The sequence below is a fragment of the Sphingopyxis alaskensis RB2256 genome, from assembly GCF_000013985.1.
GTDB lineage: Bacteria > Pseudomonadota > Alphaproteobacteria > Sphingomonadales > Sphingomonadaceae > Sphingopyxis > Sphingopyxis alaskensis.
Window position 1 is genome coordinate 978,597 of record NC_008048.1, and the last position, 24,461, is coordinate 1,003,057.

24 protein-coding genes are annotated in these 24,461 nt (G+C 66.3%); 15 read left to right on the plus strand and 9 right to left on the minus strand.

Translation table 11 applies throughout. The features are described from left to right. Positions 1-91 precede the first annotated feature (91 nt). The 4 genes from SALA_RS04820 to SALA_RS04835 all read left to right on the plus strand — a co-directional run bounded on the left by SALA_RS04820 (position 92) and on the right by SALA_RS04835 (position 5,438). Positions 92-1,675 (plus strand): peptide MFS transporter, encoded by a 1,584-nt coding sequence (locus tag SALA_RS04820; RefSeq protein ID WP_011541260.1) that lies wholly within the window; start codon positions 92-94, stop codon positions 1,673-1,675. A 3-nt stretch (positions 1,676-1,678) separates the two neighbouring features. Next, positions 1,679-3,091 carry an amidohydrolase gene (locus tag SALA_RS04825; RefSeq protein WP_011541261.1) on the plus strand — a complete coding sequence of 471 codons (1,413 nt, stop codon included), beginning with the start codon at positions 1,679-1,681 and terminating at the stop codon, positions 3,089-3,091. Then, the gene (locus tag SALA_RS04830; protein WP_084764673.1) at positions 3,088-4,494 is read left to right on the plus strand and encodes an amidohydrolase family protein; all 1,407 of its coding nucleotides are present in this window, start codon (positions 3,088-3,090) and stop codon (positions 4,492-4,494) included. The genes SALA_RS04825 and SALA_RS04830 overlap by 4 nt, the downstream gene beginning before the upstream one ends. Positions 4,495-4,736: 242 nt before the next feature. Next, entirely contained in the window at positions 4,737-5,438 is a 702-nt protein-coding gene (locus SALA_RS04835; protein WP_011541263.1) for an NnrU family protein, read from the plus strand. Between the two features lie 19 nt (positions 5,439-5,457). On the opposite strand, the gene SALA_RS04840 is transcribed toward SALA_RS04835, so the two are convergent. Beyond that, on the minus strand, positions 5,458-6,453 hold the full coding sequence (locus SALA_RS04840; RefSeq protein WP_011541264.1) for an aldo/keto reductase: 996 nt from the start codon (positions 6,451-6,453) through the stop codon (positions 5,458-5,460). Continuing rightward, complete coding sequence (locus SALA_RS04845; protein ID WP_011541265.1) at positions 6,450-7,697, minus strand: dicarboxylate/amino acid:cation symporter; 1,248 nt, start codon at positions 7,695-7,697, stop codon at positions 6,450-6,452. Before SALA_RS04845 ends, SALA_RS04840 begins: the two co-directional genes overlap by 4 nt. A gap of 166 nt (positions 7,698-7,863) precedes the next feature. On the opposite strand from SALA_RS04845, the gene glmM reads away from it, so the two are divergent. The 7 genes from glmM (at position 7,864) to folP (ending at position 14,853) form a co-directional block, all read left to right on the plus strand. Further along, positions 7,864-9,198 (plus strand): phosphoglucosamine mutase, encoded by a 1,335-nt coding sequence (glmM, locus tag SALA_RS04850; protein WP_011541266.1) that lies wholly within the window; start codon positions 7,864-7,866, stop codon positions 9,196-9,198. Positions 9,199-9,227: 29 nt separating this feature from the next. Then, the gene (locus SALA_RS04855; RefSeq protein WP_011541267.1) at positions 9,228-9,461 is read left to right on the plus strand and encodes a DUF1272 domain-containing protein; all 234 of its coding nucleotides are present in this window, start codon (positions 9,228-9,230) and stop codon (positions 9,459-9,461) included. Then, on the plus strand, positions 9,462-10,610 hold the full coding sequence (thiD, locus tag SALA_RS04860; protein ID WP_011541268.1) for a bifunctional hydroxymethylpyrimidine kinase/phosphomethylpyrimidine kinase: 1,149 nt from the start codon (positions 9,462-9,464) through the stop codon (positions 10,608-10,610). 94 nt (positions 10,611-10,704) lie between these two features. Continuing rightward, the gene (locus tag SALA_RS04865) at positions 10,705-11,301 is read left to right on the plus strand and encodes a ribonuclease HII (protein ID WP_011541269.1); all 597 of its coding nucleotides are present in this window, start codon (positions 10,705-10,707) and stop codon (positions 11,299-11,301) included. A gap of 27 nt (positions 11,302-11,328) precedes the next feature. Next, on the plus strand, positions 11,329-12,225 hold the full coding sequence (locus SALA_RS04870; RefSeq protein ID WP_011541270.1) for an oxidoreductase: 897 nt from the start codon (positions 11,329-11,331) through the stop codon (positions 12,223-12,225). A gap of 243 nt (positions 12,226-12,468) precedes the next feature. Further along, positions 12,469-13,608 carry a site-specific DNA-methyltransferase gene (locus SALA_RS04875; RefSeq protein WP_011541271.1) on the plus strand — a complete coding sequence of 380 codons (1,140 nt, stop codon included), beginning with the start codon at positions 12,469-12,471 and terminating at the stop codon, positions 13,606-13,608. Positions 13,609-13,722: 114 nt separating this feature from the next. Further along, a complete protein-coding gene (folP, locus tag SALA_RS04880; protein ID WP_011541272.1) occupies positions 13,723-14,853 on the plus strand; it encodes a dihydropteroate synthase in 1,131 nt (376 codons plus the stop codon). On the opposite strand, the gene SALA_RS04885 is transcribed toward folP, so the two are convergent. From SALA_RS04885 to SALA_RS04895, 3 genes are all read right to left on the minus strand, one after another. Beyond that, complete coding sequence (locus tag SALA_RS04885; protein WP_011541273.1) at positions 14,850-15,185, minus strand: ArsR/SmtB family transcription factor; 336 nt, start codon at positions 15,183-15,185, stop codon at positions 14,850-14,852. The genes folP and SALA_RS04885 overlap by 4 nt on opposite strands. Continuing rightward, positions 15,185-15,838: an SRPBCC family protein gene (locus tag SALA_RS04890; RefSeq protein WP_011541274.1), complete on the minus strand. Its 654-nt coding sequence runs from the start codon at positions 15,836-15,838 to the stop codon at positions 15,185-15,187. The genes SALA_RS04885 and SALA_RS04890 overlap by 1 nt, the downstream gene beginning before the upstream one ends. 98 nt (positions 15,839-15,936) lie before the next feature. Beyond that, the gene (locus SALA_RS04895; protein ID WP_041383099.1) at positions 15,937-17,367 is read right to left on the minus strand and encodes a sigma-54-dependent transcriptional regulator; all 1,431 of its coding nucleotides are present in this window, start codon (positions 17,365-17,367) and stop codon (positions 15,937-15,939) included. Positions 17,368-17,605: 238 nt separating this feature from the next. On the opposite strand from SALA_RS04895, the gene SALA_RS04900 reads away from it, so the two are divergent. The 4 genes from SALA_RS04900 to SALA_RS04915 all read left to right on the plus strand — a co-directional run bounded on the left by SALA_RS04900 (position 17,606) and on the right by SALA_RS04915 (position 19,939). After that, complete coding sequence (locus tag SALA_RS04900; RefSeq protein ID WP_041383100.1) at positions 17,606-17,728, plus strand: hypothetical protein; 123 nt, start codon at positions 17,606-17,608, stop codon at positions 17,726-17,728. 10 nt (positions 17,729-17,738) lie between these two features. Further along, positions 17,739-18,860: an NAD(P) transhydrogenase subunit alpha gene (locus SALA_RS04905; protein WP_011541276.1), complete on the plus strand. Its 1,122-nt coding sequence runs from the start codon at positions 17,739-17,741 to the stop codon at positions 18,858-18,860. A gap of 6 nt (positions 18,861-18,866) precedes the next feature. Further along, the gene (locus SALA_RS04910) at positions 18,867-19,232 is read left to right on the plus strand and encodes a PH domain-containing protein (RefSeq protein WP_011541277.1); all 366 of its coding nucleotides are present in this window, start codon (positions 18,867-18,869) and stop codon (positions 19,230-19,232) included. A gap of 98 nt (positions 19,233-19,330) precedes the next feature. Continuing rightward, the gene (locus SALA_RS04915; protein ID WP_011541278.1) at positions 19,331-19,939 is read left to right on the plus strand and encodes a fasciclin domain-containing protein; all 609 of its coding nucleotides are present in this window, start codon (positions 19,331-19,333) and stop codon (positions 19,937-19,939) included. A 43-nt stretch (positions 19,940-19,982) separates the two neighbouring features. Here the strand turns inward: SALA_RS04915 and leuA are convergent, their stop codons facing one another. The 4 genes from leuA to SALA_RS17300 form a co-directional block, all read right to left on the minus strand. Then, the gene (leuA, locus tag SALA_RS04920) at positions 19,983-21,647 is read right to left on the minus strand and encodes a 2-isopropylmalate synthase (RefSeq protein ID WP_011541279.1); all 1,665 of its coding nucleotides are present in this window, start codon (positions 21,645-21,647) and stop codon (positions 19,983-19,985) included. Positions 21,648-22,095: 448 nt separating this feature from the next. Beyond that, positions 22,096-22,737, minus strand: coding sequence for a YceI family protein (locus tag SALA_RS04925; protein ID WP_011541281.1), 642 nt, complete (start codon positions 22,735-22,737; stop codon positions 22,096-22,098). 228 nt (positions 22,738-22,965) lie between these two features. Further along, entirely contained in the window at positions 22,966-23,637 is a 672-nt protein-coding gene (locus tag SALA_RS04930) for a DUF6975 family protein (protein WP_011541282.1), read from the minus strand. Between the two features lie 275 nt (positions 23,638-23,912). Further along, entirely contained in the window at positions 23,913-24,209 is a 297-nt protein-coding gene (locus SALA_RS17300; protein ID WP_011541283.1) for a PspC domain-containing protein, read from the minus strand. Between the last annotated feature and the right edge of the window lie 252 nt (positions 24,210-24,461).

The following is a 24,461-nucleotide window of genomic DNA, read 5'->3' on the forward strand; positions in this document are numbered from 1 at the left end:
ATTAGATTCTTCCCATACGCAATTTTGACGTTAGGTTGCGGCCATCCGCCCCGCTGCCTGGGGCCAACATCATATCCAGGGAAGGGTCGCCATGACCAAAGCCTATGCCCAGCACGGGGATGCCGCCGGGACGTTTCTCGGCCACCCCAAGGGGCTTTTCGTCCTTTTTTTCGCCGAAATGTGGGAGCGTTTTTCCTATTACGGGATGCGCGCGCTGCTGATTTTCTACCTGACGAAGCACTGGCTGTTCTCGGACAGTGAATCGGGGGTCATCTATGGCGCCTATACCGCGCTCGTCTACATCACGCCGGTGCTGGGCGGCTATCTGGCGGACAAATGGCTGGGGCAGCGCAAGGCAGTGCTCTTCGGCGCCATATTGCTGACCTTCGGCCATTTCATCATGGGCTTCGAGGGTGACGGCGGGCAGGATCCCGCCAGCCTCAACATCTTCTGGCTGGCGCTTGCCTTCATCATCGTCGGTTCGGGTTTCCTGAAAGCCAATATCTCGGTGATCGTCGGCCAGCTCTATCCGCGCACCGACGTGCGCCGCGACGGCGCCTATACGATTTTCTATATGGGGATCAACCTCGGCGCCTTCCTCGGTTCGCTGCTCTGCGGCTATCTGGGCGAAACCTATGGCTGGGCCTATGGCTTCGGCGCCGCGGGCTTCGGGATGCTGCTGGGCCTGATCGTCTTCATCTGGGGCAAGCCGCTGCTGCTCGGCCGCGGCGAAGCGCCCGATCCCGCCAGGCTCGCCGCGCCGGTGATGGGCATCAAGTTCGAATGGCTGCTCTATATCGTCGGTATCCTTGCCGTCGGCGTCTGCTGGTGGATGGTGCAGAATCAGGCGGTCGTCGGCACGTTGCTCGGCGTCGCCGGGGCGATCCTCGTCGCCTATGTCATCTTCACCGCGGTGGTGAAGCTGCCGTCGGACGATCGCGACCGCATCTTTGCCGCCATGTTCCTGATCCTCGGTTCGATCCTGTTCTGGGCGTTGTTCGAGCAGGCGGGTTCGTCGCTCAACCTGTTCACCGATCGCTATGTCGATCGCGCCGGGGTGCCCGCGTCGGTGTTCCAGTCGCTCAACGCCGGCTATATCGTCCTGCTGGCGCCGCTGTTCGCGATGCTGTGGACGTGGCTCGGTCGCCGCAACATGGAGCCTTCGGCGCCGGCGAAGTTCGGCCTGGCGATGCTGCAACTGGGCCTCGGCTTTCTTGTCCTCAAATGGGGCGCCGAAGCGGTCGGCATGGGCAATGCGACGCCGGTGCTGTTCATCTTCCTGATCTATCTGCTCCACACGACCGGCGAACTTTGCCTGTCGCCCGTGGGGCTCAGTGCGATGAACCGTCTCGCGCCCGCGCACATGGCCTCGCTCATCATGGGGACGTGGTTCTTCGCCTCCGCGACCGGCAATTTTGCCGCTGGCCTGATCGCCGCGGCGACGGGCTCCGAAAAGGCGAGCGGCGAGGGTGCGGGCAAGGCGCTGGTGCTCGATGTCTATCAGACGATCGGCCTGTGGGCGATCGGCTTTGGCGTGCTGGTGATCCTCGTGTCGCCGCTGATCAAGAAGCTGATGCACCTCGATACGCTGCGCGATGCCGATGAGCTGGCGGGCAGCAAGGAGCTGGCCGAGCCGCAGGCGGCGGGCGTTCATCCCGAACCCAAGGGGGCGTAATTCATGAAAACGGGTGTGAAGGGCAGCCTGCTGGCTGCGGTGTCGCTGGCGCTTGTCGGCTGTGCGGCGACGGGTGGCGGTGCGGCGTCGGCGGGCGACAAGCCAGCCGCGAGCGCCGACAAACCAGCGAAGTTCGACAAAAACCCCTATCCGTCGACCTATACGCCCTATCCGGGGCGGCCGACGGCGGTGCGCGGGGTGACGATCTTTGACGGCGAAGGCGGGCGGATCGACAATGGCGTCGTGCTGTTCGCCGGCGGCAAGATCGAGGCGGTCGGCGGCGCCGACACGGCGATCCCGGCGGGCTATGATGTGATCGACGGCACCGGCAAGGTGCTGACCCCCGGCATCATCGACATCCACAGCCACCTTGGCGACTATCCCTCGCCCAGCGTCGATGCGCACGACGACGGCAACGAGGCGACGTCGCCGACCACACCCGAAGTCTGGTCCGAACATAGCGTGTGGCCACAGGATCCGGGGTTCAGCCGCGCGCTGGCGAATGGCGGCGTCACGAGCCTGCAAATCCTGCCCGGCAGCGCCAACCTGATGGGCGGGCGGTCGATCACGCTCAAAAATGTGCCGTCGCGCACGGTGCAGGGGATGAAGTTCCCCGGCGCGCCCTATGGCCTGAAAATGGCGTGCGGCGAGAATCCGAAGCGCGTCTATGGCGGCAAGGGGCGGATGCCCTCTACCCGCATGGGCAATTTTGCCGTCAATCGCCAAACCTGGGCGAAGGCGGTCGCCTATAAGAAAAAGCTGGACGACGGCAAGGCCGTCGACCGCGACCTCGCGATGGAAACGCTCGCGGGGGTGCTCGCGGGCGAAATCCTGATCCACAATCACTGCTATCGCGCCGACGAAATGGCGCTGGTGATCGATATGTCGAAGGAGTTCGGTTACAAGGTATCGACCTTTCACCACGCGGTCGAAAGCTACAAGATTGCCGACATGCTCGCGAAGGAAGGCATTTGTTCGGCGATGTGGGCCGACTGGTGGGGCTTCAAGATGGAAGCCTATGACAGCGTGAACGAAAATGTCCCGCTGGTTCACAAGGCCGGCGCCTGCGCGATCGTCCATTCGGACGACGCGAACCAGATCCAGCGGCTCAATCAGGAAGCGGCGAAGGCGTTGAAAGCCGGGCGCCGCATGGGCATCGACGTCAGCGATGCGGTGGCGTGGAGCTGGCTTTCCTATAACCCGGCGAAGGCGCTGGGCATCGGCGAGCAGACGGGCAGCCTGAAGCCGGGCAAGATGGCCGACGTCGTGCTGTGGAACGGCGATCCGTTCAGCGCCTATACGCGGCCCGAGAAGGTCTGGATCGACGGTGCGCTGATGTTCGATGCGATGGACCCGCGGCGGCGACCGGTCAGCGATTTCGAGCTGGGGCAGCCGGGTGAAGGAGATGTGAAATGAGCAAGCGCTTCACCGCCTTTCACACCCGTTTGCATCAGGCGAAGTCGCGATGCCCATCGTTCGTGCGCGCCTTCGGCGTGTCTCGACTTCGCTCGACACGAACGGGGCTGGGGACTGCGCTCGTTGCAGCCTTGGCGTTGGCCGCACCCGCCGCCGCGCAAGATGTCGCGATCACCAATGCCAGGCTCGTCATCGGCGACGGCAGCGCGCCGATCGAGGGCGGCACCGTCGTCGTGCGCGGCGGCAGGGTCGTCGCCGCCGGTGCGGGCGTCGCGGTGCCCGCGGGCGTCGAGCGCGTCGATGCCGAAGGCCGCTATGTGACGCCGGGCATCGTCGCGGCGTTCAGCCGGGTCGGGCTGGTCGAGGTCGACGCGGTGAGCGGATCGAACGACCGCGCGGCGCCGCGCACGCGCTTTTCGGCGGGGCTTGATATTGCGCCAGCATTGAACCCGATGGGATCGCCCGTCGCGGTCAATCGCGCGTCGGGCGTCACGCGCGCGATCGTCGCGCCCGGCGGCAGCAGCAATTTGTTCGCGGGCCAGGGCGCGGTCGTCGACCTGGCCGACGATATGGACATGGTGACGCGCCCGCGCGCGCTGCAATATGTGGCGTTCGGCGAGGATGGGGCCGCGAAGGCGGGGGGCAGCCGCGCCGCGACCTTCCTCTTGTTCCGTGAACAATTGCTTGCGGCGCGCAGCTATGCCCGCAATCCCGCGGCGCTCGCCGAATGGGGCAATGACGCGATGCTCCAGCGCGCCGATGCCGAGGCGCTGGTGCGCGTGATCGACGGCACGACGCCGCTGTTCGTGCGGGTCGACCGTGCCGCCGACATCGTCAATGTGCTGAAGCTGAAAGGCGAGTTTCCGGCGATGAAGCTGGTGCTCGTCGGCGTCACCGACGGCTGGCTCGTCGCGCGCGAGATCGCCGCGGCGAAGGTGCCGGTGCTCGTCTCGCCGCTGAGCGACCTGCCCGACAGTTTCGAGCGGCTGGCGGCGACGCAATCGAACGCCGGACGGCTGAAGGCCGCGGGCGTCGATGTGTCAGTGGGCGTGTTCGACGACGATGATGCACACAAGATGGGCTATGCCACGCAATATGCGGGCAATCTGGTCGGGCTGGCGCGGATGCCTGGTGCGAGCGGGATGACGTGGGATCAGGCCTTTGCCGCGATCAGCAGCGCGCCCGCGCGCGCGGTAGGCATGGAAGGCAGCATCGGATCGCTGCGCCCCGGCCGCGTCGGCGACGTCGTGATCTGGGACAACGACCCGCTCGAACTCGGCAGCCGACCGGTCGCGATCTGGATCGACGGCAGGGCGCAGTCGCTGACGACCCGGCAGGACCGCCTGCGCGATCGCTATGCGACGCCGCAGGAAGGCGCGTTGCCGAAGGCCTATGATCGGTAGGTGTTGATTTCGTCATCCCGGCGAAGGCCGGGATCTCGCCCTCGCGTTCTCAGGCAGCGGCGAGATCCCCGCCTTCGCGGGGATGACGGGCGTAAATGGTGATCGATGCGATCGGGAACATGATCAAATGTTGACGATGTTATCTTTGCTGTCCAAGATGTTGTCACTGCAAACATCGCGACTCGCCTGAGGGTCATCGCGCTGGGAAGCGAACGGATTGTCGATCAATAAGGGTGTCCGCCATGCAACCGATGTCACTGTTGATTACCACCTGCGTCCTGTTCGTCGGCACCCATTTGCTGATGTCGCATCCGTTGCGCGCGGGGCTGGCGAGCCGACTGGGTGAGCGGGGATTCCAGATCGTCTATTCGATCGTCGCGATCGCGACCTTCATCCTGGTGGTGCAGGCGTGGCGCGGGATGCCGCCCGAACCGCCGCTTTGGCCGGTCGGGGACGGGCTTTGGGCGCTTGCCTCGCTGATCGTGCTGTTCGCGAGCATATTGTTCGTGGGGTCGCTGGTCGGCAATCCCGCGCTGGCGGCGCCGGGCGCCGAAAAGGCTGCACAGGCCGCGCCGCGCGGGGTGTTCGCAATCACGCGCCACCCGATGATGTGGGGCTTTGCGCTATGGGCGCTGGCGCATGTCATGGTGATGCCGACGCCGGGGCAGATTGTGCTGTCGGCGACGATCGCCTTCCTCGCGCTCGCCGGATCGGCGGGGCAGGATGTCAAGAAGGCGCGACTGATGGGCGACGCCTGGCGCGGCTGGGCGGCGCGGACGAGCTTCGTTCCCTTTGCGCGGCAGGTCGGCGGCGCGGCGCCATGGGCCGACGCAATGCCGCGCGCGCACGCGCTGCTCGGCGGGATCATCCTCTGGCTCGCGGCGAGCTGGGCGCATGGCGCGCTGGGCTATATGGTTGCAGGGGTCTGGCGCTGGGTGGGATAACGGCCCTGCCGCCGAAGTCTTACAGCCGCACCATCCGCATCCCCTGTTCGCCATAGCGCGGGCCGCTGGTTCCGCCCTTCGGCGCTGCGGAGTCGATCGCCTCGATGTCGTCGGCGGTCAGCGTGACGTCGGCGGCGCCGACGCTGTCCTCCATCGTCGCGCGCCGCTTGGTGCCGGGGATGGGGACGATGTCCTCGCCCCGCGCGAGCAGCCAGGCGAGCGCCACCTGCGCCTTTGACACGCCATGCTTGTCGGCGACCGCGCCGATGGCATCGACGATCGCGAGGTTGGCGGGGAGATTCTCGTCCGAATAGCGCGGGTCGTTGCGGCGCCAGTCATGCTCGGGCAGTTCGTCGCGGCTGCGCACCGCACCCGCGAGGAAACCGCGGCCAAGCGGCGAATAGGGGACGAAGCCGATGCCATGTTCGCGGCAGACGGGCAGGATCTCGTCCTCCACGTCGCGCTCCCAGATCGAATACTCGCTTTGCAGCGCGGTGATCGGCGCGGCCTTGGCAGCGCGGCGGAGCGTTTCGGGACCGGCTTCGGAGAGCGCGATATGGCGCACCTTGCCCTCCTTCACCAACTCCATCATCCCGCCGACGACCTCCTCGATCGGGATCGCGGGATCGACGCGGTGCTGGTAGAAAAGGTCGATCGTGTCGATGCCGAGCCGCTGGAGCGAACCTTCGCAGCTTTTGCGCGCGTTTTCCGGCGAGCCATCGACGCCGGTGATCTGCTTGCCGTCGAAGCGGAAGCCGAACTTGGTGGCGATGACAAGGCCGTCGCGCTTGCCGCGGATCGCTTCGCCCAGCAGCTCCTCGTTGCTGAACGGACCATAGATTTGCGCGGTATCGAAAAAGGTGACGCCGAGGTCGATCGCGCGGTGGATGGTGCGCGTCGCTTCGTCGAGATCGGCCGCCTCGCCATAAAGGATATTGCCGCCCTTGATCATCGGCATGCAGCCGATGCCGATCGCGGAAACGGTGAGGCCGTGGCCGAGCGTGCGATATTTCATGGCGTTTCTCCTGCGGGTGCGTGCGTTTCTTCGCCGGCGGCGAAGCGCGTCGCGGCGACATCGGCGACGACATTGCCGACGGTGCGGAATATATCGGGGAAAGTTTCGACCGCGACAAGGAGTCCCAGCGGCGCGACGGGGACGCCCATCGCCGTGGCGATCGGCGCGATCGAGGTGACGAAGCTGATCGATCCCGGCAGGCTGACCGCGCTCAGCGCCGCACCGACCGCGACCGCGAGCCCCGCCGCCATCTCCCACGGCGTCAGTTCGAGCCCGAACAGCGTCGCGACATAGATGACCACGGCGAGGTTCATCGCGGTGCTGGTGAAACGGAACAGCGCGACCGCGAGCGGCAGCACGACATCGGCCTTTTTCGGGGCGACGCCCAACTCTTCGGAAGCCTTGAGCATCGCGGGCAGGCTGGCGAGCGAGCTTTGCGTGCTGATCGCCACTGCCAAAGTAGGCACCATCGCGGGGACGAAGCGGGTGACGGGAATGCGCACGACAAGCACCGCCAGCAGCAGCGCCAGCATGATGCAGGCGACGCCGATGCCCGAGACGATGAGCACATAATGGACAAGCCCGCCGAAAGCCGCGAGCCCGGCCTTGACCGCGAGCGCGTAACCCAGCGCAAAAACGCCGAGCGGCGCAAGCGCGAGCACCCAGCCGATGACGATGAGCATCGCGTCGCCAAGCGCCTTGAACAGCCCCGACAGCGTCGCGCGTTGTTCGGGGGCGAGGCGGGTGATGGCGAAGGCAAAGACGGTGGTGAAGACGATCAGCGGCAGGATCGCGGTTTCGGCCGCCGCCGCGATCGGGTTGGTCGGCACGAGGCCGAGGATGAAGTCCGAAAAGGTCGGCGAGGGCGGCGTCTCGCCGCCGCCGCCGAGCCCGTCGCGCAGCGCCGCCGCCGCGGCGGTCGAAAGCGGGAAAAGACGCAGCAGGAGCGGCGTCAGCGCGAGCGACATCAACCCCGACAGCACGATCGCGGCGAGGAAGGTCATCACCGCACGACTGGCGAGCCGCCCCGCGCGCGCGGCGTCGGCGGTCGCGGTGATACCGGTGATAAGCAGCGCAACCACCAGCGGCACGATCGTCATCTTGAGCGCGTTGAGCCACAGGAGGCCCACCGGTTCGACAAAGGCGAGCGACGCGGTCGCCGCGCCGGGGGCTGCAATGTCGACGCCGATTCCCAGCAACATGCCGGCGACGAGCGCCGAAAGGATGAACCAGGCGGATTTCAAGACGGATTCTCCCCGCGCTTCGTTGGTCAGCTTGCCAAGCAAATGAGCGTGACTTAGAGCAGCTTGCAGACGAAACGGGAACCGGTTTTTGGGCTGGACAAGGCCCCATGGGGCCGTCGCGTCGAACGGCGCCGTCCCAGGGTGCGGATCGAGCAACAGAGGTGGCATGCGCAGATTTTTCGGAACCGACGGGATTCGCGGGCTGACGAACAAGGTTCCGATGACCGCCGAGGTCGCGATGCGCGTCGGCATGGCGGCGGGCGCGCATTTCCTGCGCGGCGACCACAAGCACCGCGTCGTGATCGGCAAGGATACGCGCCTGTCGGGCTATATGCTCGAAAATGCGCTCGTCGCGGGGTTTACCAGCGTCGGCATGGACGTGGTGCAGGTCGGCCCGATGCCGACCCCGGCGATTGCGATGCTGACGCGCTCGATGCGCGCCGACCTGGGCGTGATGATTTCGGCGAGCCACAACCCTTATCAGGATAATGGAATCAAGCTGTTCGGCCCCGACGGATACAAGCTGTCCGACGCCGATGAGGCGGCCATCGAACGGCTGCTCGTCGAGGAGCCGCGGCTCGCCGATGCGACGCATATCGGGCGTGCAAAGCGGATCGACGACGCGCGCGGGCGCTATATCCACGCGGTGAAGCAGAGCCTGCCCCAAATGGTGCGCCTCGACGGGCTGCGCATCGTGCTCGATTGCGCGAACGGCGCCGCCTATAACAGCGCGCCGACGGTGTTCTGGGAGTTGGGCGCCGATGTGGTGGCGATCGGCGTCGAACCCAATGGCACGAACATCAACGACAAATGCGGGTCGACCGCACCCGCATTGCTCCAGGAAACGGTGGTCGCGAGCGGCGCCGATATCGGCATCGCCCTCGATGGCGATGCCGACCGGCTGATCGTCGTCGACGAAAAGGGCAGCATCATTGACGGCGATCAGATCATGGGCCTGATCGGCGCGAGCTGGGCACGGCAGGGACGACTGAAAGGCGGCGGTGTCGTCGCGACGGTGATGTCGAACCTGGGGCTCGAACGCTTTCTGGAAGGGCAGGGGCTGCGGCTCGAGCGGACCAAGGTCGGCGACCGCCATGTGCTCGAACGCATGAAGGAAGGCGGCTTCAACGTCGGCGGCGAACAGTCGGGGCACATGATCCTGTCGGACCACGCGACGACGGGCGACGGCACGCTCGCCGCGCTGCAACTGCTGGCCGAGCTGGTCGCCGCCGAACGGCCCGCGAGCGAATTGCTGCACCAGTTCGACCCCGTGCCGCAGCTTTTGAAGAATGTCCGTTTCGCGGGCGGCAAGCCGCTCGAGGACAAGCAGGTGCTTGCGGCGATCGCCGAGGGCGAGGCGGCGCTGAACGGCCGCGGGCGCCTCGTCATCCGCCCATCGGGCACCGAACCGCTGATCCGCGTGATGGCCGAGGGCGACGATGCGGGCGAGGTCGAGCGTGTGGTCGACATGATCTGCGACGCGGTGCGCGCGGCCGTCTGATATTTTTACCTGACTGAAAGAGGCACGATATGCTTGAAATGCGACCCGATTGCGAACGCTGCGGACGCGATTTGCCCGCCGACATCCACGGTGCCTTCATCTGCTCGTTCGAATGCACATTCTGCGCGAACTGCGCCGACAAGCTCGACGAGCGTTGCCCCAATTGCGGCGGCGACCTGCTCGACCGGCCGCTGCGCGAGGGCGCGGCGCTGGCGAAGTTTCCGGCCTCGACGGAGCGGCGGCATCCGGGGGCCAGAGGTTAGGTGCCGACGACCCCCCGCGTGCTGATCATCGCCGGATCGGACAGCGGCGGCGGAGCGGGAATCCAGGCCGATATCAAGGCGGTGACGATGCTGGGCGGTCATGCGATGACCGCGATCACCGCGATCACCGCGCAGAACACGCTGGGCGTGCAGGCTGTGCATCGGGTGCCCACCGAGATGGTGCTGGCGCAGATCGACAGCGTTGCGGCCGACATCGGTGTTGACGCTGTCAAGATCGGCATGATCGGCAGCGCCGAAACCGCGGCGGCGGTGGCCGAGCGGCTCGCGCGCCCCGACCTCGCCGAAGCGGCGCTGGTGTTCGATCCGGTAATGGTCGCGACGAGCGGGTCGGTGCTCGCCGACGCGGCGACGATCGACGCGTTCCGTGCGCTGCTGCGGCGCGCGATGGTCGCGACGCCGAACCTGCCCGAACTCGAAGCGCTGGGCGGCGAGGAGGCGGTGCTTGCGCACGGCTGTTCGCTGCTCGTCAAGGGCGGGCACGGCGCGGGCGCGACGGTGACCGATCGCCTGCTCGAACCGGGCGAGGGCGAGGTTGCGCGTTGGGAAGCGCCGCGGATCGACACGCCGCACAGCCACGGCACCGGCTGCACGCTGGCGAGCGCGATCGCGTGCGGGCTGGCGGAGGGAATGCCGCTGGAACCCGCTGTCGCGCGTGCGCGCGATTTCGTGCGGCTGGCGTTGCTCGATGCGCCGGGGCTGGGGCGAGGGCATGGCCCGATGGGGCAGCAGATGGTGCGCAACGACGGGCTGTTCACGGGGCCGGCGCTCAACCAGATGACGTTGCCCGCCGATGATTATGCGGCGTCGGTCGCCTTTTACAAGCAGTTGGGCCTGACGCAGATCGTCGATAGCCCTGACAATGGATATGCGCGCTTTGAAGCGGCAAATGGCGTCACGCTGTCGATCCATGTCGGCGATGGCGCGGCGGACGGGGCGACGACCTATCTGGAGAGCGGCGCGCTCGATGCGTGGGTCGCCTATCTGGCGCGGCGCGGCGTGCGGTTCGACCAGATGCCGAAGGACGAGGATTGGGGGTGGCGCGAGGCGCGGCTGACCGATCCGGCGGGGAACCGGCTGTGCCTGTATCAGGCCGGCGAGTATCGAAGGTATCCGCCGTGGCGGGTGTAAACTTCGAAACGATATCATCGGTCCGTTCGTGTCGAGCGAAGTCGAGACACCCATCGGCTTGGTGCAACGCTCATGGGCATCGCGACTTCGCTCGATGCGAACGGATTCCGGCGTTTGGCTTACTGTGGTGGCGCATATGATCGTCGGCGTCGATGAAGCCGGGCGCGGGCCGCTTGCGGGGCCGGTCGTCGCGGCGGCGGTGCTGCTGTGCGAGGGGGGCATTGCAGGGCTCGACGATTCGAAGAAGCTCTCCGCCAGACGTCGCGGCGCGCTGGAAAGCGCGATCAGGGCGCAGTGCCGCTGGGGTATTGGCGAGGCGAGCGTCGAGGAAATCGACCGGATCAACATATTGCAGGCGACCTTCCTGGCGATGACGCGCGCGGTCGAGGCTTTGGGGTTCGAGCCCGCGGAAGTGCTGGTCGACGGCAACCGGCTGCCCCGCTGGCGCTACCAGGCGCGCGCAATCGTCGGCGGCGATGCGCTGCACCCCTGTATCTCGGCGGCGAGCATCCTTGCCAAACAGCATCGCGACCGCTTGATGATCGCGGCAGCGCAGGATTATCCGGCTTTTGGTTGGGAGAGCAACATGGGCTATGGTACCGCGCAGCATCTCGCGGCGCTGCGTCGCCATGGCCCGACGCCGCACCATCGGACCAGTTTCGCCCCGGTTGCGCAATTGCAACTGGTCTGACCGCCCACAGCCTGAAAGGGGAAGGCGATGAGCAGGGGATTTTCCGCCGATGACGTAGGGCCGCAAATCGGGCGGCGCTTTCTGGTCACCGGCGCCAATGCCGGAATCGGGTTCGAGGTGGCGCGGACGCTTGCGGCGCGTGGCGCGCATGTCGTGCTCGCGTGCCGCGATGCGGAAAAGGCCGAGGCCGCGATGGCACGAATCCGAAGCGATCGGTCCAAAGCCGACCTGTCCTTCCTGCGGCTCGACCTGGCCGACCTCGACCAGGTGAAGGAGGCGGCCGCGGCGGTGCTTGCGGGACCGCGGATCGACGTGCTCGTCAACAACGCCGGGGTGATGATCCCGCCGCGGACGCTGACCAAGCAGGGCCATGAGTTGCAATTCGGGGTCAATCATCTGGGCACCTTTGCCTTCACCGGGCTGGTGCATACCCACATCGAAGACCGGATCGTCATCACCGGCAGCATCGCGCACAAGAGCGGCGAGATGGATTACAGCGACCTGTCGGCGACCCGCAGCTATCACAACTGGGCGCGCTATCAGATGAGCAAGCTGGCGAACCTGCTCCATATGTTCGAGCTCGACCGGCGGCTCAGCGCTGCCGGGCGGGCGACGCAGGCGATCGGATGTCATCCCGGCGTCGCACTCACCGAATTGCAGCGGCACCTGCCGTTGCCGCTCCGCTACATGACGCCGCTCGCCGCACCCTTTTTCAACAGTGCGGCGCAGGGCGCGTGGCCGACCTTGCAGGCCGCGACCGGCGCGCATGTGCAGGGCGGCGACTATCTGGGGCCGCAGGGGCTGGGCGAAGTTTCGGGGCGGTCGGGCCCGGCGCGCGCGAGCCGCGCGGCGCGCGATCCGAAACTGGCGCGCGAGCTGTGGGAGCGGTCGGTCGAACTGACGGGGGTCGATCCGGGGATTTAGCTTTCAAACCTTCTCCCGCAAGGGGAGAAGGTTTTTCCGCTTTTTTTTGCCGGTGAGTCCCCGCCGCCACACCACCAGTGGTTGAGTCCCCGTGCCGCGACAGACTCCATATGTCGTGGGGGACTCGTTTCGTTCCCCTCCCGTTAACCATTGTGACACCGGGAATCCCTAGAATCCGTGGCTTGACGGCGGACTCTGCCGGACTCATCAGGGACATCTTTCGATCGAGCAACGGGGTGACGCATGGGTGTGATGGAACGGGTGAAGGCGCCGGCGAGGAAGCTGCGGACGCCGGCGGTTGCGCCCGCGGACCTGCCGCTCGACAGCATCCTGCAGGGCGATTGCGTCGCGATGATGCGCGGCCTGCCCGCGGCGTCGGTCGACATGATCTTTGCCGATCCGCCGTACAACCTTCAGCTCGGTGGCGATTTGCTGCGCCCCGACGGCAGTCAGGTCGATGCGGTCGACGACGACTGGGACAAGTTCGACAGTCTGGCGACCTATGACCGCTTCACCCATGCCTGGCTGAAGGAAGCCAGGCGTATCCTGAAACCCGGCGGCAGCATCTGGGTCATCGGCAGCTATCACAATATCTTCCGCGTCGGCGCCGCGCTCCAGGACCAGGGATACTGGATCCTCAACGACATCGTGTGGCGCAAGGCGAATCCGATGCCCAATTTCAAGGGCACGCGCTTTACCAACGCGCATGAGACGCTGATCTGGGCGTCGATGGGCGAGAAGGCGCGCTATACCTTCAACTATCGCGCGATGAAGACGCTGAACGACGAGCTTCAGATGCGCAGCGACTGGCTGATCCCGATCTGCGGCGGGCCGGAACGGCTGAAGAAGGGCGGGCACAAGGTCCACCCGACGCAAAAGCCCGAGGCCTTGCTCTATCGCATCCTGCTCGCCTGCTCGAACCCCGGCGACGTGATCCTCGATCCCTTTTTCGGAACCGGCACGACGGGCGCGGTCGCGAAGCGGCTGGGGCGCCACTATATCGGCATCGAGCGCGAGGATGACTATATCGCGGCGGCGAAGGAGCGTATCGAACTGGCGCTGCCGCTCGACGAAAGCGCGGTGAAGACGATGATGGCGCCCAAGGCCGCCACGCGCGTCGCGTTTGGCACGCTCGTCGAATGCGGGTTGATCGCGCCGGGGACCGTGCTGACCGATGCCAAGCGCCGCTGGAAAGCGAAAGTGCGCGTCGATGGCAGCCTCGATTGCGAGGGGCAGGCGCCGGGGTCGATCCACAAGGTCGGCGCGGGTGTGCAGGGTGCGCCGAGCTGCAACGGCTGGACCTTCTGGCATGTCGATACGGGTCAGGAGTTGCGCGTGATCGACGCGGTGCGGCAGGACTGGTTGCTGGCGAACGAGGCCTGACATCATACGTCATTGCGAGGAGCGGAGCGACGAAGCAATCTCCACCTATCGGCGCGCGTCCCCGGTGGCTGGAGATTGCTTCGCTTCGCTCGCAATGACGGATAGAGGATAAGCATGTTCCACCCGCTGACCAGGGCCGACCTCGGCAAGACATGGGAGGATGCCCGCATCTACCTCCGCCCGACGTGCTTCGTCGATCGCCCGCACGAACTGGACGACGCCTGCCTGCGGATCGCCGACACGATGGTCTGGTTCGCAGCCTGGCACGTCAGCCTGCGCGATAATGGCGCCGTCCTTTCGGCGATCGTGCCGGTCGCCGAACTCGACGACTGGATCGCGGCGATGCCGGGCCGGCTGGGCGAAGCGGCGAAAGCGCAGCGCGCGGGAGTCGCGCGGCCGCGCGGCAACCTCCAGCTTGGCGAACGCACGATCCGGTTGAGTGAGCCGCAGCTGATGGGCATTGTGAACGTGACGCCCGACAGTTTTTCGGACGGCGGCAAGCATGTCGATGCCGGTGCGGCGATCGACGCGGGTTTCGCGATGGGCGCGGCGGGCGCGGCGATCATCGACGTCGGCGGCGAATCGACGCGGCCCGGCGCGCCGCTCATCTGGGAAGGCGACGAGATCCGGCGCATCGAAGGGGTGGTTTCGGCGCTGGCGAAGGGCGGTGTCGCGGTGTCGATCGACACGCGCAAGGCCGCCGTGATGGAAGCCGCGCTCGCGGCAGGCGCCGGCATCGTCAACGATATTTCGGCGCTGCGTTACGACGAGCGCGCGATGGACGTGGTGGTGCAGGCGGGCTGCCCGGTCGTGCTGATGCACGCGCCGTCGGCCAAGAGCGACCCGCATGAGGGCGGAACTTACGCCCATGTCCTGTTCGACGTGTACGACATGCTCGCCGAGCGCGTTGCGGCGTGCGTGGCCGCGGGGGTCGACCGCGCGAAGATCATCGTCGATCCGGGAATCGGCTTCGGCAAGGGGGTGGGCGACAATCTGGCGCTCGTGAACGGCCTGGCACTGTTCCACACGCTCGGCTGTCCGGTGCTGTTCGGCGCGAGCCGCAAGCGGATGATCGGCGCGCTCGACAATGAGGCCGCGGCGGATCAGCGGCTCGGCGGCACGGTCGCGCTGAACTATCAGGCGGCGGCGCAAGGCGCGCAGCTGCTGCGCGTCCATGACCTGGCGGAAAACCGTCAGGCCCTGCGCGTGTGGCGGGGGTTGCGCGATGCGGCGCTGACCAGTTAATCCTGTTCCCGCCGTTCTTTCTTGCCGCGCGCAATCTCGGTCGCAAGCGCTTCGAAGCGCGGCTCCCACGTGCGGCGGAAGCGTTGCACCCATGCGTCGATTTCATCGAAACGGTGGGGCGCGACCGCATAGAGGCGGCGCCGTCCGTCCGCCTTTGCCGTCGCGAAGCCGTTGTCGCGCAGGATGCGCAGATGCTGCGACACGGCCGGCTGCGAGATGGCGAACTCCGCCGCGATTACCTCGACGATCTCGCCCGACGCCATTTGCCCATCAGCAAGCAATTCGAGGATGCGGCGGCGGACGGGATCGCCGAGGATGTCGAAGGCGTGCATCACTCAGATGCAGATACGCCGGTAAAGAAGGCGGTCGTGGCGGTCGCGGCGCGGCGTGCGGCTGACTCATCGGTCCCATAAGCAATTGATGCTGCGGCCCAGCCATCGCTGCTCGCCCCCACGAAAGCCCGCCCCTCGGCGCTCGACGGCCATGTCGTTTCGGCAAATTGTTCCTGAACCGAATCGCCGGTTTCGAGGTGCCAGGCGAGGCCGAGCAGCGACAGGTCCCAGCCGACGCCGACCGCGCCGGGGCCGAACTGGTCCCAGAACTCTTCCGACTTGCCGTCACGCGGCGCGATATGTTTCAGGGTCAATTGTGTCTGGTCGCCGGCCTCCGTCAGCTCGACCTCGACCCAGCTCACACCGCCGCCAAACTCCCAGGTGAGGGCAAAGCCCTTCGGCGGCTCGCACGCGGTGACGGTGCCGCCGGCATTGCCTTTGATCTGATATTTGCCGCCAAGTTCAAGGTCGCCCTCCACGGGGGCGAACCAGCGCGCGATGCGCGCCTTGTCGGTGATCGCATTCCACAGATCGTCGATGTCGGTGGCATAGGCGCGCGCGGCGACGACGGCGCGGCAGGGCTGGCCCGCGTGCGTCACGTCCTCGACCTTGCGGACAACCATGGCGGCATGGGCGGCGGTATCGAACGGCATGATGATTCTCCCGATTTCTGTCGGGACATCATATAAGTTCAAACTTATATATCAAGTAGCCCGATCGAGCAGCCCAATCAAACCGATCCGCAAGCGTATCAGGCCGCCGTGTCGATCCCGAGGTCGCCGAGCTTGCGATAGAGCGTCGAACGCCCGATCCCCAGCCGCCGGGCGACTTCGCTCATGCGGCCGCGATAGTGGCCGATCGCGAGGCGGATGACGTCGGCCTCGATCTCCTCGAGCGGACGCAGATTGCCGTCAGGCAGGTAGAGCGTGACGCCGATCGCCTCGCCGTTGATCGCCACCTCGCCGTCGCTGGCGGTGCCGCCGGCGAGCGTCGCTTCGATTGCACGGAAATCGGCGGCGGTCAGGACATCGGTGGTGCTGCCCACTGCGGCGCGGAACAGCACATCCTGAAGCTGGCGGACATTGCCCGGCCAGGCATAGGCGGCAAGCAGGCGCAGCGCGTCGTCAGTGATGCCGATCGACCCCATGCCGGGGAGACCGCCGATCCGCGCGAGCAGGTGGCGCGCGAGCGGGCCGACGTCGCCGCGGCGCTCGCTGAGCGAAGGCAGGGTGAGCTGCGCGCTCGACAGCGCGTAGAACAGATCTTCGCGGAAATGACCCGCCTCGATGAGCTTGTCGAGCGGGCTGGCGCTCGTCGCGATAATGCGCACATCGACGGTCTGGCGGATCGACCCGCCGATCATCTGCAGCTCGCCGTTGTTCAGAAACTCGACGAGCTTTGCCTGGGTGTCGAGCGGGATGCACTCGACATGGTCGATGATGATGCTGCCGCCGTCGGCTTGGACAAGACGACCAATCTGGCGGTCGAAGGCACCGGGAAAGGCGCCGCGTTCGTGGCCGAACAGCCCCGATCCGATCAGGCCGGGCGAAACCGCCGAACAATCGACCATGACGAGCGGGCCGCGTGCGCGCGGACTCGCGCCATGGATCGCGCGGGCAAAGACCTCCTTGCCGGTGCCGGGTTTGCCGTTGATCATCACCGGAACTCGCGCGCGTGCGGCCTTGGCTGCGATGGCGAGCGCCGTGCGGAAATTGGGGCTGGACCCGATGATTTCCTCGAACGCGAGCGGCGCGCGCAGCTTTTCGGTTAGCGGACGCAGCTCGCCTTGGGGGCCGCTGTCGGCCATCACCCGGTCGAGCGCTTCGAGCAGCCGGTCGGGCGCGATGGGTTTCTGGACGAAGTCGCTCGCCCCGGCGCGCATCGCCGCCACCGCAACCTCGACCCCGTTGCGCATGGTGATGACGACGAGTGGCAGTGCGGGGCGCCAGCGGCGGAGTTCGATCACGAATTGGGCAATGTCCATGCCAGGTGCGCCCTGATCGATGAGAACGGCGTCGAGGGCCATCCCCTCCTGCGTGCCGAGCTTGGCGAGCGCGGTATCGGTGTCGGCGGCCACGACGCTGCGCCAGCCGCCACGCGACACGAGCGCCGACAGGAAGCGCTGCTGTGCAGGCTCGCTGTCGACGATCATCACCATTCGCGTGTCGCGCGTGCTAGCCATGGTTTCGAATCTGTCCCCTGGAGCGCTGTGCATCCATTGCTGTCGTGAACACCCTTCCTATCGGTGAGGAGTAAAAGGGCGATTAAGGCCGTTCGCCTTTTGCCCTGCTGCTCCCGACAGGCCAAACCGGCTATTGAGCATCGCCATATGCGTGGCTAAGACCGGCGCGACAGCCGATTCTGGCGATACCGGACGGCGCGCCGAGCGCTCTCACCGGGACTGGCGAAGGGGAAAAGCGATGGCACAGCAGGAAATGAAGGCGGCAAAAGAAACCTATTCGGGTTTCCTCAGCCTGCTGAAGGTCGGGGCGATCCTGACCGGGATCGCGACGTTTATCGTCGTTCTCCTGATCGCGTCCTGACCTGTCTGTCATGCGCATCGCCGTATTGAAGGAGCTCGCCGCTGGCGAGACCCGGGTCGCCGCGACCCCGGAAACCGTGAAGAAATTCATTGGGCTGGGCGCCGAAGTTGCCGTCGAATCGGGGGCGGGGGAGCAGGCCTCGATTGCCGACGCCGATTATGGCGCCGCGGGCGCGAGCGTTGGCAGCCGCGCCGAGGTGCTGAAGGGCGCGAACATCATTCTCGGCATCCAGGGGCCGGACCCGGCGACGCTGTCGGGCTTCGCCGAAGGCGCGTGGCTGGCGGCCGGGCTCAACCCCTTCGGCGCGCGCGCGCGTGTCGACGAATATGCGAAGCTGGGGCTGGAGGCGCTGGCGATGGAGTTCATGCCGCGCATCACGCGCGCGCAGTCGATGGACATCCTTTCCAGCCAGGCGAATCTTGCCGGTTACAAGGCGGTGCTGATGGCGGCGAATGCCTATGGTCGCGCCTTTCCGATGATGATGACCGCCGCGGGCACCGTCAGCGCGGCCAAGGCGTTCATCATGGGGGTCGGCGTCGCCGGATTGCAGGCGATCGCCACTGCGCGGCGGCTCGGCGCGCAGGTCAGTGCGACCGACGTGCGCTCGGCGACGAAGGAGCAGATTCTCTCGCTGGGCGCCAAGCCGATCTTCGTCGAAAATGTCGCGGGGATCGAGGGCGAGGGCGCGGGCGGTTATGCCACCGAAATGTCCGACGAATATAAGGCGGCGCAGGCCGAACTCGTGTCAGCGCATATCGCCAAGCAGGACATCGTCATCACCACCGCGCTGATTCCGGGGCGCCCCGCGCCGCGGCTGATTTCGGACGCACAGCTTGCGACGATGCGATCGGGCAGCGTGATCGTCGACATGGCGGCCGAAAGCGGCGGCAATGTCGAAGGCTCGGTCTCGGGCGAAACGAGGCGCATTCACGGCGTCACCGTGATCGGCGCGAAAAATATCGCCGCGCTGATGCCCGCCGACACCAGCGCATTGTTCAGCCGTAACCTGTTCAACTTCCTTTCCGCCTTCTGGGACAAGGAGCAGGGCAAGCCCGTGCTCGACGAGGAAATCGGCAACGCCGTGCGGCTGACGCAGGGCGGCAAGGTCGTCAACGAGCGGCTGCTGGGGTAATCGGATATGGGCCTGTTCAGCGCCGGGGACCTCGACGTTTCGCGCGCGCAGGCCGAGTTTCAGCCATGGCTGATCGACGGCGAACAGGTGCTCGCGGCGTTCCGCACGATTCGCGACACGGTGCTGCTCACCAGCCATCGCTTCGTCTTCGTCGACGTACAGGGGATGACGGGATCGAAAAAGGATTTCCAAAGCATTCCCTGGCGTTCGGTGACGCGCTTTTCGTTCGAGACCGCGGGCACCTTTGACCTCGATGCCGACATGAAAGTCTGGGTTTCGGGTGCCGCGACGCCGCTCGAGGTCAAGATTTCGCGCAAGAGCGACCCGCAGCGCATCCACCAGCTGATGGCGCGCCTGATCGTTAGCCGCTGACGATAATGAAAAAATGGCCGATTTGGGCCTTTTATTGATCGCGCGGCGGGTTACTATGGGACCTCAACCCCCGTCCTTGAACAACCGGAGATTACCCGATGTCGCGCGCGAAGCCATTCGCTGTTCCCACGCTTGCCCTGACCGCCGCTCTTTCGCTGGGTCTTGCCGCATGCGGCAGCGAATCCGAAACGACGACCGGGACCGCGACGGTCGGCGATGCGATTGCCGTCGGCGCGACCGGGGACGGGATGGCCGCCGACCGGACGATTGCCGACAATATCGCCGCCTCGCCGATTCACACATCGCTCGCTGCTGCACTCACGCAGGCCGGTCTGGCGCAGACCTTGTCGAGCGCGGGACCGTTCACCGTCTTTGCTCCGACCGACGCCGCCTTTACCCAGGTTCCGCCGGTGACGCGCGACGGCTGGATGCGCCCGGCGCAGCGGAGCGTGCTCGCGGGCGTACTCAACTATCATGTCGTCCCCGGCAAGCTCACCGCCGCCGATCTGGCCGCGCAGATCGACGCCGCGGGTGGGCAATTGACGCTGAAGACAGCCGACGGACAGGATCTGATGGTGCGCGAATCGGGCGATTCGATCCTGCTTACCAGCGCGTCGGGCAACAAGGCGGTCGTCACGCAAGCCGACGTCGGGCAGGCGAACGGCGTCGTCCATGTGATCGACGCGGTGCTGCTTCCCAGGACGTAGGCGTCTGACCCCCACCTCCCTTGCTGCGCGACAGCGAGGATGATCAGGCGCCGTTCGCCGCGCTGAGGATCGCGCGCACGCTCGCCGTCGCGACGTCGGTGTCGAGACCGCAGCCGAACAGGCTTTTGCCGTCGGCGGTGCGGCATTCGACATAGGCGGCGGCCTGCACATTGCTGCCCTGGCCGATCGCATGTTCGCTGTAATCGACGATGTCCATCACCGGGCCGCCCGATTCGGCGAGCGCGGCGATGACGCTCGACATCAGGCCGTTGCCGCGACCGCTGACGCTGCGCTCTATGCCGTCGATGGTGAGCTTGCCCGCGAAGATGCGGTCGGTGCCCGCATGGCTCTCCGACCAGTCGACCAGCTGGAAGCGCTTGGCGTCGGTGGTCAGATAGGCGCGCTCGAACGCCTGCCAGATGTCCTCGGCGCCGAGTTCGCGGCTGGTTTCGTCGGCGAGCGCCTGGACGATGTGGCTGAAGCTCGCCTGCATCTTCTTGGGCAGTTTCAGCCCCTTGTCCTGTTCGAGCACCCAGGCGACGCCGCCCTTGCCCGACTGGCTGTTGACGCGGATCACCGCTTCATAGCTGCGCCCCAGGTCGGCGGGGTCGATGGGCAGATAGGGGACTTCCCAGCGTTCGTCATTCTGGCGTTCGCGCGCGGCGAAGCCCTTTTTGATCGCGTCCTGATGGCTGCCCGAAAAAGCGGTGTAGACGAGTGCGCCGCCATAGGGGTGGCGCGGGTGGACGGGCAGATTGTTGCAATACTCGACCGTCGCGATGACCTCGTCGATGTTGGAGAAATCGAGGCCGGGATCGACGCCCTGCGTGTACATGTTGAGCGCGATGGTGACGAGGCAGGTGTTGCCGGTGCGCTCGCCATTGCCGAACAGGCAGCCCTCGACGCGGTCGGCGCCCGCGAGCAGGCCGAGTTCGGCCGCCGCGACGCCGGTGCCGCGGTCGTTGTGGGTGTGCAGGCTGATGATCGCGGCGTCGCGGTTCGGCAGGTTCTTCGCGAAATATTCGATCTGGTCGGCGTAGATGTTCGGCGTCGCCGCCTCGACCGTCGCGGGCAGGTTGAGGATGATCGGGTTCGCCGAAGTGGGCTTCAGGATCTCCATCACCGCCTCGCACACCTCGATGCTGAAATCGAGTTCGGTGGTCGAAAAGCATTCGGGGCTGTACTGGAACCGCCAGTCGGTATCGGGAAGCCGCGCGGCATTGTCGCGCAGTTGCTTCGCGCCGTCGATCGCGATCGCCTTGATGTCATCCTTGTCCATGCCGAAGACGATCTTGCGCCACGCGGGGGCGAGCGCGTTATAGACGTGAACGATCGCGGTTTTCGCGCCGGCGAGGCTGTCGAAGCTGGTACGGATGAGGTCGGCGCGGCTCTGGGTCAGCACCTGCGGGGTGACATCGTCGGGGACGCGGCCCGAACGGACGAGGTTCTGGATATAGTCGAAATCGGTCGCGCCGCTGGCGGGGAAGCCGACCTCGATCTCCTTGAACCCGGCCTTCACCAGCAGGTCGAAGAAACGGGTCTTTTTCTCGGCATCCATCGGGTCGATCAGCGACTGGTTGCCGTCGCGCAGGTCGGTCGAGAGCCAGATGGGGGCGCGGGTGATGGTGCGGGCGGGCCATTCGCGTTTGGCGAGCGGCACCTGCGGAAAGGCGCTATATTTGACCGAGGGGTCGCGGAGCATGGTCATGGCAGGAAAACTTCTTCTTCAGGGGGCTGTGTCGGTGTCGATCGGACCCTTGAGCGGGTGGCCGCGACGAACGCGCAGCCAGTGTCACGCCCAAGGGCGTGTAAGTCGCAGAAGAAGAAGGGCGGCGGTGCGCATCGGCGCCCTAGTGATGCAAAATGTCGCGCTTGGCAAGGGGGGAGTGCGAAAATTGCGCTGACGCCCGGTCCCGCCATCCCGGCCTTCGCCGGGACGACGACAAGAAAGGTGCAAGCGGTTTCGTCGGCGCCGCCGTCCTTGTCCCCCGGTTCGAACAGTTCCTCCTCGATCCGATTGTCGACACTGCGGACGCACACGCCGATGCGCCAGTTGTCGAGCGGACCCTCCCCCACGCGGCCTCGACCTCGGTGAGCGCGTCGGCGGCGTCGCCCGAGATGGGGGGCGGGCCGGTGCGGCCATCCGGCAACGCCGCTTATTGTTTTTCGAAAGCGGCGTGGATTTCCAGTTCGACCTCGTCGCTGACCACCGGGATGCCATAGGCGATGCCGAAATCGCTGCGGCGGATCGTGCCTTCGGCCTCGAACCCGATGGTCGCCTTCTTGTTGAACGGATTGGTGCCCGCGCCGTGGAAATCGACGTCGAGCGTGACGGGCCTGGTCACGCCGTTAAGGGTCAGGTTGCCGGTCACCGTGGCTTCGTCGCCTTCGGGATCGACGACAACGCTGGTTGAGACGAACCTGGCGTCGGCGGGGGCAGCGCCGAAGAAGTCGGGCTTGCCGCCATCCTTGCCCGCGCGCAGCAGGTGGCTGGTCAGCCCGGCGCTGGCGGTCGTCACCTTCGCGACGGGGATCGTCACCTCGACCCTGGCCGCGGCAGGATTGGCGGGATCGATCACCAGCGTCCCGGTCACGTCGCCGAATATGCCCGTATATTTGCTGAAGCCGAAATGATCGACTTCCCAGACGACCATCGTGTGAAGCGGATCGGCGACATAGGTGCCCGCGGCAACGCGCGATTTGTCGGGGGCGCCGGGGACGCCCGAATCCTGCGCGACGACGATCGTCGCGGCGGCGGCGGTGAGGGCAAGAGCGGCAAAGGGGGCGATGCGGCGCATGGAAAGCTCCTGTTGTGGGGGACGCGCAAGGCTAGGCGAGCGCGCAGCGTGCCGTCAACCGGTGCTGGAGAAACGCTGCATTTCCATCAGTGCATCGATGCGCGGCGCGCCGCAATCGTCGCGAGAAGGGAATGGAAGAGAGCCGCGGTTTTCGTCGTCATGCTCGCTTTCCCAGGCCTCCGCTACCCGTATATCATGGGCGGCGGGGAGACCTCCGGGGCGCGATGCTTATCCGTGCGCCCGCGCGGCGGCGCGCGCGGCCAGCAGGTCCCACAGGCCGCTGTGCTGCGCGATCAGTTGCTGCGCGCCGAACAGCATCGCGCGTTCGACCGCGGGCGTGCCGGCCACGCTGGTGGCGAGCCGCGCGGTTCCGGGAAGGTCGGGCAGCGAACAGGCTGGCGGCGCGAGGTCGAGCCGCTGCGCGCTGATGTCGAGCAGGACGCGGATCGTCCGCCAGTCGAGCGTCAGCGCAATCGCCGCGCCGAGCGCGCAGCCGTGGCGGTCCGATTCGGCGAGCATGGCGAGCGCCTTGCACTGCGCGGCGACCGCGGCCTCGCATTGCGCCTGACCCTGCGTGCTCGGCACCGGGCCGACCGCCGAGGCGATTTTCGAAAGGAAAGCGCGTTCGTCGACGAAGGCGGCGGCAGCCTGGTCCATCCACGCGCGTGCCGTGGGGTCGACCGTCTTGCGCGCGGCGCTGTCGATCACGCCGGGATGGCGGCCGTGGAGCAGGCAGAGGAAGTGGACTGCGTCAGCCAGGTTACGCATCGCATCGGCGCCGCTCGACAGCGCGCCCGACCGGATATGCGGGTGCGCGCCGGTCCCTTCGCGCGCGACGAGCGCGTCGAGCAGTTCGGCGGCGCTGCGCGTCGGCATCCGTATTTGCGGGGACTGACTCAACGCGGGTTCCTCTCTGGCGCCTGACCGGGGCCAAGCCGATGGAATGGCTGGCGATCCCTCATAGGCCAACGTCGTAAACGACGCGTTTATATGCGGGGGCGGATTTGGACCCCGATTGTTCCAGTCAGGGACAATGGCCAACCGACGGCGTTGAGAGGGTAAAGGGACCGGCGAGCCACCGGGGGGAGGCTCGACGGTCCCTTATATGACGCGGAAAGCGCGCCATCGGAGCGAAGCGGCGGACTCGGGGAGAGGGAGAACCCGGCCGCTTCGGCTCAAGCTGCGAGTGCGAGTTCCTCACCCTTCGGCGCTGGCTGCGCGTCGTCCCCGGTCACGGCGCGCGCAGGGGCGACCGTCGGTGCTTCGCTGGGCGGGAAGAGCAGGCGCGAGGCGAGCACGACGAGGCCGAGCCCGAAATAGGCGGCGAAGCTCTGCACCGGGAAGAAAAAGAGCGGCGCGATGAACGCCAGGCGCAGATAGAGCGGGTTGAAGCCGAAATCCTGGCCCACGGCCTCGCAGATACCGAAAAAGGTGTCGCGGCGGCGGAAGAGATTGGTGGTTTCGTTCTGCATTTTTGCGTCTTTCCTCTGGCTGCGGGCTCTGCCCCGCGTTCGTGCCCGATGCTTCGCAAGGGGCGTGCCAATTATGCCGATGTGCGGATTTCCGGGCGATCTGACCCCTGCGCCGTCGAGGCGGCGGCGCAGAGTTCCGAAAATTATCCTGTCATTCGGGAAATTTCACCATCGGTCTGTATCATTATCATGGCGTGAACTCGGGGAGAGCGCCGCCGATATGGGCGGCGGCAATGCTCCTACAAGATGTGT

Coding starts and splice junctions, on each gene's coding strand:
- SALA_RS04900 (WP_041383100.1), top strand. CDS start 17,606: ATGGCACAGCAGGAAATGAAGGCGGCAAAAGAAACCTATTCGGGTTTC.
- SALA_RS04820 (WP_011541260.1), top strand. CDS start 92: ATGACCAAAGCCTATGCCCAGCACGGGGATGCCGCCGGGACGTTTCTC.
- glmM (WP_011541266.1), top strand. CDS start 7,864: ATGCGCAGATTTTTCGGAACCGACGGGATTCGCGGGCTGACGAACAAG.
- SALA_RS04825 (WP_011541261.1), top strand. CDS start 1,679: ATGAAAACGGGTGTGAAGGGCAGCCTGCTGGCTGCGGTGTCGCTGGCG.
- SALA_RS04870 (WP_011541270.1), top strand. CDS start 11,329: ATGAGCAGGGGATTTTCCGCCGATGACGTAGGGCCGCAAATCGGGCGG.
- SALA_RS04885 (WP_011541273.1), bottom strand. CDS start 15,185: ATGCACGCCTTCGACATCCTCGGCGATCCCGTCCGCCGCCGCATCCTC.
- SALA_RS04905 (WP_011541276.1), top strand. CDS start 17,739: ATGCGCATCGCCGTATTGAAGGAGCTCGCCGCTGGCGAGACCCGGGTC.
- SALA_RS04915 (WP_011541278.1), top strand. CDS start 19,331: ATGTCGCGCGCGAAGCCATTCGCTGTTCCCACGCTTGCCCTGACCGCC.
- SALA_RS17300 (WP_011541283.1), bottom strand. CDS start 24,209: ATGCAGAACGAAACCACCAATCTCTTCCGCCGCCGCGACACCTTTTTC.
- SALA_RS04895 (WP_041383099.1), bottom strand. CDS start 17,367: ATGGCTAGCACGCGCGACACGCGAATGGTGATGATCGTCGACAGCGAG.
- SALA_RS04875 (WP_011541271.1), top strand. CDS start 12,469: ATGGGTGTGATGGAACGGGTGAAGGCGCCGGCGAGGAAGCTGCGGACG.
- folP (WP_011541272.1), top strand. CDS start 13,723: ATGTTCCACCCGCTGACCAGGGCCGACCTCGGCAAGACATGGGAGGAT.
- SALA_RS04840 (WP_011541264.1), bottom strand. CDS start 6,453: ATGAAATATCGCACGCTCGGCCACGGCCTCACCGTTTCCGCGATCGGC.
- SALA_RS04855 (WP_011541267.1), top strand. CDS start 9,228: ATGCTTGAAATGCGACCCGATTGCGAACGCTGCGGACGCGATTTGCCC.
- SALA_RS04890 (WP_011541274.1), bottom strand. CDS start 15,838: ATGCCGTTCGATACCGCCGCCCATGCCGCCATGGTTGTCCGCAAGGTC.
- SALA_RS04835 (WP_011541263.1), top strand. CDS start 4,737: ATGCAACCGATGTCACTGTTGATTACCACCTGCGTCCTGTTCGTCGGC.
- SALA_RS04910 (WP_011541277.1), top strand. CDS start 18,867: ATGGGCCTGTTCAGCGCCGGGGACCTCGACGTTTCGCGCGCGCAGGCC.
- leuA (WP_011541279.1), bottom strand. CDS start 21,647: ATGACCATGCTCCGCGACCCCTCGGTCAAATATAGCGCCTTTCCGCAG.
- SALA_RS04830 (WP_084764673.1), top strand. CDS start 3,088: ATGAGCAAGCGCTTCACCGCCTTTCACACCCGTTTGCATCAGGCGAAG.
- SALA_RS04925 (WP_011541281.1), bottom strand. CDS start 22,737: ATGCGCCGCATCGCCCCCTTTGCCGCTCTTGCCCTCACCGCCGCCGCC.
- SALA_RS04865 (WP_011541269.1), top strand. CDS start 10,705: ATGCGAACGGATTCCGGCGTTTGGCTTACTGTGGTGGCGCATATGATC.